An 11,796-nucleotide genomic window follows, 5' to 3' on the forward strand; every position below is an offset into this window, starting at 1 on the left:
TCCGCCCGCCTTACCGTTAGTCTACTCAAAGACAGAACCTTTTGATCAATCCCTTGAGGATATCCACCGTCGGCTGCAACTGGGACAGTTCAAGAAACTCGTCCGGCTGGTGCGCCTGGTCGATCGACCCTGGCCCCATCACCAGGGTCTCCAACCCCAGCTGCTGCAGCCAGGGTGCCTCCGTGGCAAAAGCAACGGCGTGTGCCGTGTGGCCCGTGAGTTTCTCACAGGCTTTGACCAGAGCGGCGTCGGCCGGGGTTTCAAACGGCGGTACGCCGTCAAACAGGGGGGCAAACGTGAGTTTGAGTTCCCGCCGCTCGGCCAGAGGCTGCATCCGGTCAAGAATCGCCTGGCGCAGGGTCTCCATGTTCATGCCCGGCAGCGGACGCAGGTCGAAGTGCAATTCGCATTGGGCGCAGATGCGATTGGGATTGTCACCACCGTGGATACAGCCCAGGTTCAGGGTGGGCACCTGTACCTCGAAGTTGGGATTGCGGTACTTTTCCTGCCATTCGCTGCGCAGGGCCAGAAGTTCGCCGAGCGCCTCGTGCATGCCTTCCAGCGCGTTGCGGCCCAGGGCCGGGTTGGAGGAATGGCCCGATTGCCCGTCAAACCGCAACCGTTCCATCATGATGCCCTTGTGCATGCGCACTGGTTTGAGATTGGTGGGCTCGCCGATCACCGCGTAACGGGCTTTCGGTTTGCCGGCTTCTGCCAGTGCCCGGGCGCCATTCATCGAGCTTTCTTCGTCAGCAGTAGCCAGGATAATCAGCGGCTGCTGCAAGGGCTCGCCGGCAAAGGCTCTGGCGGCTTCAATGGCCAGCGGGAAAAAGCCCTTCATGTCGCAGGTGCCCAGACCGTACCAGCGGTTGTCCTTTTCCGTGAGACTGAACGGATCACTTTGCCAGCGTTTGTCGTCAAACGGTACGGTGTCGGTATGGCCTGAGAGTACCAGTCCACCCGGACCGCTACCCAGAGTGGCGATCAGATTGAACTTGCCGGGCATGCCCGGCACTTCCATGATCTCGACGGTAAACCCCAGGGGTTCGAGCCACTCTGCCAGCAGGCGGACCACACCTTCGTTACTGTGATCCCACTCCGGCGAGGCACTGCTGATGGATGGCAATGAAATCAGCCGGGCCAGCATTTCCCTGATACCCGGCACCCCTGTGCTTGCGCTTGCGGTCACTTATTGCCTCCCGTCCCGGCGCTATTCCGGGCGGCCCCGGCGCCAGACTTCAAATTGTGTAATGGCACGAATCAGAATGGGGTACGCCACTTCACCCCCGGCCACAGTGCGGGCGATTTCCATATCCCGCTCGCCAACGCTGACCAGCCGCCCCTCAACCTGATTTTCATTCGAGAGCGTAACCCTTACGCGCCGGCCAAGCCAGATATTGGCGTTCTCAACACTGTCAGGGTACCACTGCTCGGAATCCGGGTCTTCCGGTGGTACCACAGGCTCCATTGCCTGCGCAGGCAATGCTGGGTCCACCCGTTGCATTTCGGTCAGGTACACATCCGGCACGGTGGCACCGTTATAGGATACGCGCAGGCTGACGGTGTTTTCCGAATCGGTACGTACGGGCAGCCCGAAGGTTTCCGAGCCAGGTGCAAGCATCATGGTCACCTCGCCCCCTTCGGTCAGCCATTGCCGATACAGTGCCAGCAATTGCGGGCTGGCTTCCAGGCCACGAGCCTGCAGCCCCTTCTCCAATGCGGCGACACCCCGCCCAGCCCAGTCGCTGACCTCCAGCCCGGTCTCGCGGGCACAATAGGCAGAGAGGCGGCGCATCAGACCCGCGTCACGAACGGTCAGTTGCAGTGGCCCGGCCCCCATGGAGGCCGGGTCGGCCAGATTGCCCAGGGTCAGTCTGGCGTCTGGCCAAACCAGCTCCAGGCTTCCGGTTTCACGGGTATTCAGTTCAAAACGCAGGGCATCGGGGGTCTGCTCCAGCAACATGTCGCCCCGGATATCAGGAATCCCCATACGCATCAAATCCCCACTGCCCAGTTGCTGCCTTGGGTCCGGCGCACAGGACAGATTGGCTAGCGGGGCCTGGGCAGTTTCATCCGGCGCCGCCGTCACCCAGTTCCGGAACATGGTAGGTTCCAGCGTGATGCTGGCGCGCTCAACGGACAGCCGCCAACTGGCCGGCAAGCTGTCCGGGCTCATCAGTGTGGTCAACAGAGCGATTGGAGAGCCGGTTTCCAGTTCAATCAGGTCCATCTGCAATGGCTGAGTAAGCTGGAAGTCCTCCCAGTGCGCCTGCCGGAGGATGACCCGGCCATCCACAGAGGAGCTGATGCTCCCCCGCTCGAGTACACCGGATTCCGATAGTACCGTGCGCGCCTCTGCCAGACGCTGGTCCGTCAGCCACCAGACGCCAGCTTTAAAGCCGGCGAAGGCCACTATTCCTGTGATAACGAGAAATGACAGCAGGCGTTTCATCCGGTAACTCCCGGCCAGAAGTATCAGTTACGGGAAATCAGCGTACCGACACCCTCGTCGGTGAAGATTTCCAGCAGGCAGGCGTGGGCCACACGTCCGTCGATGATGTGGGAGGTGCGCACGCCGTTTTCCACCGCACTCAGGGCACAGCGGATTTTTGGCAACATACCGCCATGGATGGTGCCGTCTTCAATCAGATCGTTCACCTGCTGGGCGGTCAGGCCGGTCAGCACTTTGTCTTCCTTGCTCTTGAGGCCGGAGACATTGGTCAGCAGGATCAGCTTTTCCGCCTTCATGGCTTCTGCCACCTTGCCGGCTACCAGGTCCGCATTGATGTTGTAGGAAGCGCCATCCGGCCCGACACCGATGGGCGCGATAACCGGGATCACGTTGCTGCGGGTCAGCATGTCGATAACATCCACGTTGACGCTTGCCACCTCGCCAACATGGCCAATATCGATGATTTCAGGCCGCTCCAGCTCCGGCGAGCGATTGACCACTTCCAGCTTCCGGGCCCGGATCAGATTGGCATCCTTACCGGTCAGGCCCACCGCGGTGCCCCCGTGGGCATTGATCAGGGAAACGATTTCTTTGTTCACCTGGCCGCCGAGCACCATTTCGACCACGTCCATGGTCTCCGCATCGGTAACCCGCATGCCGTTAACAAAGCGGGACTGGATATTCAGGCGTTCCAGCAGCTCTCCGATCTGGGGGCCGCCGCCGTGAACCACGATAGGGTTGATCCCCACCAGCTTCATCAGCACCACGTCCCGGGCGAAACTGCTTTTCAGGTCTTCGTTCTCCATGGCGTTGCCGCCGTATTTGATCACGACCGTCTTGCCGGTAAACCGTTGGATATAGGGCAGGCCCCGGCTCAGTACCGAGGCCACCTGCATTGCTGTTTCACGATCCAGCGCCATGATGTTGTGTTAATCCTTACGACAGTAATGGGTTTCAGAATTCCGCCACCAGGTCTGGTGCCGCTTTCTGCAGTTGCTCCCGGAACACGGATTTGATCCGCTCCAGTGCCTGTTCGGTTTCGGCTTCGAAGCGCAGAACCAGAACCGGCGTGGTATTGGACGCACGGCATAGCCCCCAGCCATCGGCATAATCTACCCGAATGCCATCAATGGTACTGATATTGCCGTCACCAAAATCCGCCTGCTGACCTAGCCGTTCAATGATGGCGAACTTGTCGCTCTCGGTCACCTCGACATTCAGCTCAGGGGTACTGATATCCTCGGGGAAGTCTTCAAAGACTTCATCGGAGTGACGATCCTCAATACCCAGGATTTCCAGCAGCCGGGCAGCCGAGTAAAGGCCATCGTCAAAGCCGTACCAGCGTTCGCCGAAGAAAATGTGTCCGCTCATTTCGCCCGCCAGCAGGGCGCCGGTTTCCTTCATTTTCGCTTTCATCAGGGAATGGCCGGTTTTCCACATGATCGGGCGCCCTCCAGCTTCCGAGATCACGCTGGCCAGCCGGCGGCTGCACTTCACGTCATAGAGCACATCCGCGCCGGGGTTGCGGGACACCACATCCCTGGCAAAGAGCATCAGCAGGCGATCCGGCCAGATGATCTTGCCGGTATTGGTAACCACGCCCAGACGATCACCATCGCCATCAAAGGCCAGCCCGATATCGGCGCCGGTCTCCTTAACCTTGGCAATCAGGTCCTGCAGGTTCGCGGGTTTGCCGGGGTCCGGGTGATGATTAGGGAAATCACCGTCCACTTCACAATACAGTGGTGTGACTTCACAGCCCAGTTCCTCAACCAGCATGGGGCCCAGCTCTCCGGCAATGCCGTTACCGGCATCCACCACCACTTTCAACGGCGCCGCCACAGCAATATCACCGACGATACGGTCCAGATAGGCGCGGCGCACGTCGTCCCGGGATTGCTCACCCTGCCCTCTGGCAAGGTCGGCGGTCTGGATGCGCTGGTACAGCTTCTGGATAGCTTCACCAGACAGGGTCTCTCCGCCCAGCATGATCTTCAGGCCGTTATAGTTGGCTGGATTATGGCTACCGGTCACCATAACGCCAGAACCGGTCTGCAGGTGATGGGTTGCAAAGTACAGCACCGGCGTAGGTATGGCCCCCAGGTGAATGATGTTACAACCAGTCGCCATGATGCCGCGCCCCAAGGCATCAGCCAGTTCCGGACTGGAGTGCCGGCCATCGTAGCCAATACAGATATCTGTGACACCACGCTCGGTCGCTTCCGAGCCGATCGCGCGACCAATGACTTCAACCACCTCTGCCGAAAGGGTCTGACCAACGATGCCCCGGATGTCATAGGCGCGGAAGATTTCCGGGTTGACCTGAACCGCAGGCACCTCGGCCTCAGCCACTTCAGGAATGTCCTCGTCGAACAGGGAATCCTCGGAGCCACCAAAGCCGAGCACATCCTCGTCACCATCGAGCATGTCAATGTCCGGCATGTCCTTGTCCTGAAAGAGTGGTTCATCCTCCGCCGTCGCTGCCTTGCGGCGGGCAGGAGTCGCTTTGGGCGCAGCCGACTCCGCGGCCTTGGCCACCCGCTTCTCAACCATCTGGGACAGACGGAACAGCACTTCTCCGGTGGACGCCACCATATCCCAGCGCAGAGCCGGCAGTTTCATCCGCTCGCCTCCGAACACCTTGTGGGCCCACTGAATGAGCGCGGTCACATCCTGACGTATTCCACGCTGAGCGTTGCCAAGAAGCATCCAGACCAGAACAGCCGCCACCAGCGCAGGCACCCCCACCAGAATCGCCAGGAGAATGGTGCTTACCGGCGCCACCGGTGCCGAGGCCGGTTGGTAACGGACGGACCAGTCCGGGTTGATCAGGGTGCGAGACAGCTCAGGGCCGCTGCCGTTACCGGCGCTGGCCACCGTTCGTGAAGCGCCGGACACGGATTGGACCAGTGACAGCTGGCCCCCGAGTTGCGGGTTGCTCACGGCCAGCATTGGCCGTATGTGGGAGGCTTCAAAAACCGCCAGCACGCTACCAACCACGGCATTGCTTGTGGGATGACGCACTGCCGCGGCAAATTGCAGATACCACTGATTGTCGCGGGGAAAGGCGTCCGGCAACAGGTTCTGTCCATTTTCTGCCCGCCGGGCCAGTTCCAGGCCCGCAAATCCCAGCAGGGTATCGCCGTTACCGGTCCGGGGCACTTCCCGGTAAGGGAAGACAAACACCTGAGCGGAACCGGGCAGCGCCGTTTGCAATTGTCCGGCGAGATTGGCCAGATCAGACCGCTCGGCCAGAGCAAGGGCAGCGTAACGCTGGTTCGCCACCGCCCGAACCTGTTCCTGCAGCGCCGTCAGTGACTGATTCAGGCGCCGTTGCGCACTGTCCACTTCCATGGCGCTGGCCGCCTCATAGCGGGCCTCCCCCGCGGGCACCACCACCAGAAAATGGGCCAGCACCACCGCGACCACGCCGGCCACCAGTACCACCAGCGATTGATTCAACCCAACCGATCCGAGTTTCTTTAAACCGGAGCCAGCCGCTTCTTTTGACGTTTTGGACGGTTTCTGTTTCTTTCCGGGTTTCTTGTCCGGCTGCTCATCACCGGAAGACGCGTTGGTTTTTTTCTTGGCGAATTTCATAATGCATCCCGCAGTTATTTTCTTTCCCGGATAGGTCTGTATCCGCTGAGTATAGACGCCGGCCAGTTATCTCGCTGCCAGGTAAAGATGCCCGACTCAGTGGCTCCCAGTGGAGCCAAAGCCACCCTCACCCCGGTCACTGGCATCAAATTCGGTCACAATATCGAAATCCGCCTGTACCACAGGCACCAGCACCATCTGGGCAATACGTTCGCCCACCTCGATGGTGAATGGCGTCTGGCCCCGGTTCCAGCAGGACACCATCAACTCGCCCTGGTAGTCAGAATCGATCAACCCCACCAGATTTCCGAGCACGATCCCATGCTTGTGTCCGAGTCCGCTCCGGGGCAGGATCATGGCAGCCAACCCCCGGTCAGCAATATGCACAGACAGGCCGGTGGGAATCAGGTGGGTCTCACCCGGCATAACGGTCTTGGCTTCCTTTAATGCCGCCCGGAGATCAAGGCCTGCAGAGCCTTCCGTAGCGTATTCGGGAAACGGAATCGCGGTACCAATGCGATCATCCAGAACCCGTACCTCAAACTTTCTTTTACTCATGCCTGTTCAATCCTGTTGCTGTGGTCTGCAATCAACGCCACCAGACGGGCAGCGATCGCCTGTTTGCTGTCCGGCCCGATGGATTCCGAACCCGCAGGCCAGAACACCGTAACCGCATTTCGATCGCTGCTGAAGCCGAGCCCGGGCACGGACACATCGTTGGCGATAATCATGTTGAGTTTCTTGCGCTGCATCTTGTCGGTCGCATAGCGCGCCACGTCCGTGGTCTCAGCGGCAAAGCCAACCGTAAACGGCGCATCGGCCCGGGCCGCGATGGTCGCCAGGGTATCGGGGTTACGGACCAGCGCCAGGCTCATGTTGTCGTTGGTTTTCTTGATTTTCTCGCTGGCGAACACCTCGGGCCGGTAATCTGCCACCGCGGCCGTGGCGATAAAGATATCGCAGCCTTCATCGACCGCCTTGCTGGCGGCTTCCAGCATCTCCTGAGCGGTGCTGACAGGCCGGACATCAACCCCCGCTGGGGCCGACAGACTGACAGGTCCACTGACAAGCACCACCTCGGCTCCGGCGGCAACGGCTGCACCGGCCAGGGCATAGCCCATCTTGCCCGAGCTGTGATTGGTAATGTAGCGCACCGGATCGATCGGCTCCCGGGTTGGCCCGGCCGTGATCACCAACCGTTTGCCAGACAGCGGCCCGGTAGTTTCAACCACACCCTCTCCGTTTACCAGACGAGCCAGACGTTCCGGCTCAAGCATGCGCCCAGGACCGGTATCACCGCAGGCCTGTTCGCCCTGGCCCGGTCCCCAGACGGTAATCTGCGGGTCTTCCGTCAACAGCGCCAGATTCCGCTGGGTACGGAAGTTCTTCCACATGGCCTGGTTCATTGCGGGGGCCAACGCTATCGGCGCTTCGGTGGCGCAACAGACCGTGGTCAACAGGTCATCGGCCAGCCCATGGGCCAGACGGGCCATAAAATCCGCAGACGCCGGCGCTACCACAACCTGATCGGCCCACTTGGCCAGCTCGATGTGCCCCATGCCAGCCTCGGCTTCCGGGTCAAGCAGCGAGGAGCGCACCGGTTCGCCGCTCAGAGCCTGATAGGTCAGCGGCGCAACAAATGCCTCCGCCCCCCGGGTCATAACAACCCGGACTTCGTGCCCCGCTTTTTTCAGCAGTCGAACCAGCTCCGCACTTTTATAGGCGGCGATACCACCGGTTATTCCCAACAATATTCGCTTGGCGGTCATGCGGGCTCCGTAATCCCGTAAAATGAAAGAGTTATAAGATAGCATGCCGAGCGCAGACGGGCAGCCTGCTAGAACCCCTGTTCGTTTACCAAATGTTACCTTTTGGAGTAACCTTTGTAATTTCGAGAACCCGGTGCAGGACGCACTCCCCGAAACCAGCAAGGAAGCAAACATGCCACCCAGCCATTGGCCCGCCGATGAGCGGCCCCGTGAGCGATTGCTCACTCACGGCCCTGAATCATTGTCAGATGCCGAACTCCTGGCCATTTTCCTGCGTACCGGTACCACCGGCATGCCGGTGATGGCCCTGGCCCGACACCTGATCACCGAATTTTCCGGACTGCGCGGCCTGATGACCGCTTCCCGCCGACAATTCTGCGAGGTCAAAGGCCTGGGCACCGCCAAATATGCCCAGGTGCAGGCTGCCATGGAAATGGCGAGGCGAGTGATGGACGAGCCGCTGCGCCAGGGCGACCCGCTGCGCTCACCGGAAGATACCCGGCGCTTTCTCACCAGCCGCCTGGGCACTTATCCTCATGAAGTGTTCGCCGGCCTGTTCCTGGACAACCGTCACCGGGTCATCCAGTACCGGGAGCTGTTCCGGGGAACGATAGACGGCGCAGCGGTTTACCCCCGGGAGGTGGTGCGCCAGGCTCTGGAGGACAATGCCGCCGCAGTCATCTTTGCCCACAACCATCCGTCAGGCGTGGCCGAGCCAAGCCAGGCTGACATTTCCCTGACCCGCCGGCTGAAAGAGGCCCTGGGACTGGTCGATATCAGGGTTCTTGACCATATGGTTATCGGCCACGGTGAGGTAATATCCCTTGCTGAACGAGGATTGATGTAGCCCCGTGAAGGATGCCGCCCCGAAACTGGCCAAATTCCCAACAATTTTTTGCGTTGGTCGGCCAGTTCTGGTATAAAAGCGTCCCTTTCTGGCGGCGTCTGGCGAGCAGCGTTCTGTTTCAGAAGCGCAAACCGGCAGCAGGTATGGCTCCGGAGCAACCAGAGACGCATTAAAAACGAATTCGTATTGATAGAGACCATTGCTCAGGTCGGAGGCAAGTATGTCCAGAGTTTGTCAGGTTACCGGTAAGCGTCCGGTTACCGGTAACAACGTTTCCCACGCGATGAACCACACTCGTCGTCGTTTTCTGCCGAATCTGCAGAACCACCGTTTCTGGGTTGAGTCCGAGAAGCGTTTCGTGAAGCTGCGCGTTTCCACCAAGGGCATGCGCATCATCGACAAAAAAGGCATTGACGCTGTGCTGGCCGATCTTCGTGCCCGCGGCGAGAAAGTTTAAGGAGCCGCATCATGCGCGAGAAAATCAAGCTGGTATCTTCAGCAGGCACTGGTCACTTCTACACGACCAAAAAGAACAAGCGTAACACCCCGGAAAAAATCGAGATCAAAAAGTACGATCCGGTTGTCCGTAAGCACGTTGCGTACAAGGAAGCCAAGATCAAGTAATTGATCCTGCCTCTACTAAAAACCCGGCATCTGCCGGGTTTTTTATTGCCTGGACGCATCAGACAAGACTCAGAATGTTTCCAGATAGCCTTTGGGCAGCGCCACATCCATGGCAATGGGAAGGTGGTCGGAAACCGGATAGCTCACCACTTCAGAGCGCCGGATTTCCAGAGAGGGACTGACAAGAATATGGTCAAGCGCCTTTTCCGGGCGCCAGCTCGGGAAGCTGTGCGCGGTATCGGGCAGCGGAATCAGATCGGTTTCTTTCAGCGGTGTTCGTGTCAGCAACTGCTCTGCATGGGCATTCATGTCCCCCATCAGCACCACATGCCGATAGCTCGCAATCTGCTCGCGGATAAATCCAAGCTGCTTCTGCTGGGCCGACTTGCTGAGAGAAAGATGCATCAGCACCAGTACCAGCGGGTCTTCCTCATCCCCGTAGCGCGCAATGATGGCGCCACGTCCGGGAATCAGTCCCGGCAACTTGTGTTCAGTGACATCCAGCGGGCGGAAACGGCTCAACAGACCATTACTGTGCTGGGCAATCTGGCCGAGGTTACGATTTAATTGCTGATACCAGTAAGGAATCCCGGCCGCCTCGGCCAGGTATTGCACCTGATTGATGTAACCACTGCGGAGACTGCCGCCATCACACTCCTGCAGGGCAACCACATCATACTGGCTGAGCAGGGTGGCAATCCGATCCAGGTTTTCGTAGCGCCGGCGATTGGGCAGAAAATGCTGCCAGCTGCGGGTCAGGTAATGGTGATAGGACGAAGTGTTGATACCAACCTGAATATTGAAAGTCAGTAGCCGGATGTGCCTGTGAGCTTCAAACTCCGGCACATGCTCGCTCCCGGAACAAGTGCCCCGGGAGCTTTCCTGGTTTCTGAGTATACCGTTCAGCTGGTTACGGATTCGCTTGTACATTATCAGCCGCTTCTCCGGTCAGCCCATCCAGCGCCCGGCGAACCGCATGGCGCCTTACTCAGACCCGCTGCGCTCTTTTTCCGCCAGATACTCGACCACCTTCAGGGTGTTTTCGTGACTACCCGCCATGGAGGCACTTACCACGTACTTGCCATCAACCAGCATAGTCGGTGTACCGGTAATGCGCGCGCCACGAATCTTGGCCTGGGCTTGCTGCACTCTGGCACGCACCCCGAAACTGTTGTAGTTTTCCAGAAACTTCTCGGCGTTCACGCCATACCCGGCAACAAAGTCAGCCAGAGCTTCCGGGGTATTGAGGGGACGGCGCTCTCCGGCCAGGGCATCGAACAGCGCGTCATGCACCTTGTCCAGCTCGCCCATCGCCTCAAGGGCATAGAATGCGTAGGCATGCGGCTCCCAGCTGCGACCCAGTGCCGCTGGCAGCTTCACATAGTTGATGTAGTCCGGAGCCTCCGCTTCCCAGGCTTCAGCCAGCGGCTTGAAGTTGTAACAGTGCGGACAGCCGTACCAGAAGACTTCCGCCACTTCGACACCGTTATCCGATGCCGTTCTTACCGGATTATCCAGTACCCGGTAATGCTCTCCGGCCACCCAGGGCTGGGCATTGACCAGGGAAGCGGCAGACAACAGTGAAAGTGCCAGAACGGCGGAAGACGTCAGGGTTCTGATCATCGGGAATCTCCGAGCCATCAATGAATTTTAACGGGGATTATGACCCAGGGATGCGGAAAAGTTCCACCGGAGGGCCAAAGGAATGCGTTACCGAACGGTTAGGTATTATGAATACCGGATACCAAAAACCCCGCCGAGGCGGGGTTTTCAGTCGTAACTGACGGCTGTCGATCAGTTCAGGCCGGATACGTAGCTGGCGACCGCCTCAATCTCAGCGTCTGTCAGCTTGGAGGCAACATCCATCATGATGCCGGCATTCGCGCCTCCAGCACGCTCACCCGCCCGGTAAGCCTTCAACTGCTTGATAACATATTCTGCAGTCTGCCCGCCCAACGCAGGGTAACCTGCCGGCTCGTTGCCAATGCCGGAGGGGTTATGGCAACCGGAACAGGCCGGTACACCAGAGGCCATATTGCCGCCGCGGTACAGTGCCTGACCCTGCTCAACCAGATCCGGATTGGCCTGACCAACAACCATTTCCTGGCTGTTGAAGTAGGCAGCCAGATCCTGCAAATCCTGATCAGACATGGCGTTGAGCAGGCCCGTCATTTCAGGAATGGCACGATCCCCGGATTTGATGTCAACCAGCTGGTTGTACAGGTATTTCTCGCCCAGACCGGACAGTTTCGGATACACAGCCATTACCGGCTTGGCTCCGCCCTGACCATGACAGCCCGCACACACTGCTGCGTTCTGTTCACCCGCTGCCGGATCTCCTGCCCCGTGAGCCATCGCTGTAAGGCCAACTCCGAGAACAACTCCTGCGATCAGTCTTTTCATGCTCGCTCCGCTTCTCTCATCTTTGCATCTTGAAAGTATTCTTCGTTGTGCAGCCGGCAGGCACTGGGTCGTCAGGTGCAAAACCGGGGCATACAGCGGCA

Annotated in this window: 12 protein-coding genes; 3 read left to right on the forward strand and 9 right to left on the reverse strand. The window is 59.2% G+C overall.

The features are described 5' to 3' along the window. Positions 1–25 precede the first annotated feature (25 nt). The 6 genes from argE to coaBC all read right to left on the reverse strand — a co-directional run bounded on the left by argE (position 26) and on the right by coaBC (position 7,821). A complete protein-coding gene (gene argE / locus C7436_RS10660) occupies positions 26–1,189 on the reverse strand; it encodes an acetylornithine deacetylase (protein WP_014422828.1) in 1,164 nt (387 codons plus the stop codon). A 21-nt stretch (positions 1,190–1,210) separates the two neighbouring features. After that, a complete protein-coding gene (locus C7436_RS10665; RefSeq protein WP_121207805.1) occupies positions 1,211–2,452 on the reverse strand; it encodes an acetylornithine deacetylase in 1,242 nt (413 codons plus the stop codon). A 23-nt stretch (positions 2,453–2,475) separates the two neighbouring features. Beyond that, positions 2,476–3,372, reverse strand: coding sequence for an acetylglutamate kinase (argB, locus tag C7436_RS10670; RefSeq protein WP_014422830.1), 897 nt, complete (start codon positions 3,370–3,372; stop codon positions 2,476–2,478). 34 nt (positions 3,373–3,406) lie between these two features. After that, entirely contained in the window at positions 3,407–6,052 is a 2,646-nt protein-coding gene (locus tag C7436_RS19050; RefSeq protein ID WP_121207806.1) for a phosphomannomutase/phosphoglucomutase, read from the reverse strand. Positions 6,053–6,148: 96 nt separating this feature from the next. Beyond that, a complete protein-coding gene (dut, locus tag C7436_RS10680; RefSeq protein WP_121207807.1) occupies positions 6,149–6,610 on the reverse strand; it encodes a dUTP diphosphatase in 462 nt (153 codons plus the stop codon). Beyond that, positions 6,607–7,821, reverse strand: a complete 1,215-nt coding sequence (coaBC, locus tag C7436_RS10685; protein WP_121207808.1) for a bifunctional phosphopantothenoylcysteine decarboxylase/phosphopantothenate--cysteine ligase CoaBC — start codon at positions 7,819–7,821, stop codon at positions 6,607–6,609. The genes dut and coaBC overlap by 4 nt, the downstream gene beginning before the upstream one ends. Before the next feature lie 172 nt (positions 7,822–7,993). Between coaBC and radC the strand changes: the two genes are divergently transcribed. The 3 genes from radC (at position 7,994) to rpmG (ending at position 9,292) form a co-directional block, all read left to right on the forward strand. After that, a complete protein-coding gene (gene radC / locus C7436_RS10690) occupies positions 7,994–8,668 on the forward strand; it encodes a RadC family protein (protein ID WP_014422834.1) in 675 nt (224 codons plus the stop codon). 220 nt (positions 8,669–8,888) lie between these two features. Beyond that, a complete protein-coding gene (gene rpmB / locus C7436_RS10695; protein ID WP_011786975.1) occupies positions 8,889–9,125 on the forward strand; it encodes a 50S ribosomal protein L28 in 237 nt (78 codons plus the stop codon). Positions 9,126–9,136: 11 nt separating this feature from the next. After that, a complete protein-coding gene (rpmG, locus tag C7436_RS10700) occupies positions 9,137–9,292 on the forward strand; it encodes a 50S ribosomal protein L33 (RefSeq protein ID WP_008173465.1) in 156 nt (51 codons plus the stop codon). 69 nt (positions 9,293–9,361) lie between these two features. On the opposite strand, the gene C7436_RS10705 is transcribed toward rpmG, so the two are convergent. The 3 genes from C7436_RS10705 to C7436_RS10715 all read right to left on the reverse strand — a co-directional run bounded on the left by C7436_RS10705 (position 9,362) and on the right by C7436_RS10715 (position 11,695). Continuing rightward, entirely contained in the window at positions 9,362–10,222 is an 861-nt protein-coding gene (locus tag C7436_RS10705) for an endonuclease/exonuclease/phosphatase family protein (protein WP_011786976.1), read from the reverse strand. Between the two features lie 54 nt (positions 10,223–10,276). Continuing rightward, positions 10,277–10,915, reverse strand: a complete 639-nt coding sequence (locus C7436_RS10710; protein WP_011786977.1) for a thiol:disulfide interchange protein DsbA/DsbL — start codon at positions 10,913–10,915, stop codon at positions 10,277–10,279. A gap of 171 nt (positions 10,916–11,086) precedes the next feature. Further along, positions 11,087–11,695 carry a c-type cytochrome gene (locus tag C7436_RS10715; RefSeq protein ID WP_011786978.1) on the reverse strand — a complete coding sequence of 203 codons (609 nt, stop codon included), beginning with the start codon at positions 11,693–11,695 and terminating at the stop codon, positions 11,087–11,089. Positions 11,696–11,796 lie beyond the last annotated feature (101 nt).

Source organism: Marinobacter nauticus (assembly GCF_003634635.1).
GTDB classification, from domain to species: domain Bacteria; phylum Pseudomonadota; class Gammaproteobacteria; order Pseudomonadales; family Oleiphilaceae; genus Marinobacter; species Marinobacter nauticus.

Coding starts and splice junctions, on each gene's coding strand:
- C7436_RS10705 (WP_011786976.1), bottom strand. CDS start 10,222: ATGTACAAGCGAATCCGTAACCAGCTGAACGGTATACTCAGAAACCAG.
- C7436_RS10665 (WP_121207805.1), bottom strand. CDS start 2,452: ATGAAACGCCTGCTGTCATTTCTCGTTATCACAGGAATAGTGGCCTTC.
- C7436_RS10710 (WP_011786977.1), bottom strand. CDS start 10,915: ATGATCAGAACCCTGACGTCTTCCGCCGTTCTGGCACTTTCACTGTTG.
- rpmG (WP_008173465.1), top strand. CDS start 9,137: ATGCGCGAGAAAATCAAGCTGGTATCTTCAGCAGGCACTGGTCACTTC.
- radC (WP_014422834.1), top strand. CDS start 7,994: ATGCCACCCAGCCATTGGCCCGCCGATGAGCGGCCCCGTGAGCGATTG.
- dut (WP_121207807.1), bottom strand. CDS start 6,610: ATGAGTAAAAGAAAGTTTGAGGTACGGGTTCTGGATGATCGCATTGGT.
- C7436_RS19050 (WP_121207806.1), bottom strand. CDS start 6,052: ATGAAATTCGCCAAGAAAAAAACCAACGCGTCTTCCGGTGATGAGCAG.
- coaBC (WP_121207808.1), bottom strand. CDS start 7,821: ATGACCGCCAAGCGAATATTGTTGGGAATAACCGGTGGTATCGCCGCC.
- argB (WP_014422830.1), bottom strand. CDS start 3,372: ATGGCGCTGGATCGTGAAACAGCAATGCAGGTGGCCTCGGTACTGAGC.
- C7436_RS10715 (WP_011786978.1), bottom strand. CDS start 11,695: ATGAAAAGACTGATCGCAGGAGTTGTTCTCGGAGTTGGCCTTACAGCG.
- rpmB (WP_011786975.1), top strand. CDS start 8,889: ATGTCCAGAGTTTGTCAGGTTACCGGTAAGCGTCCGGTTACCGGTAAC.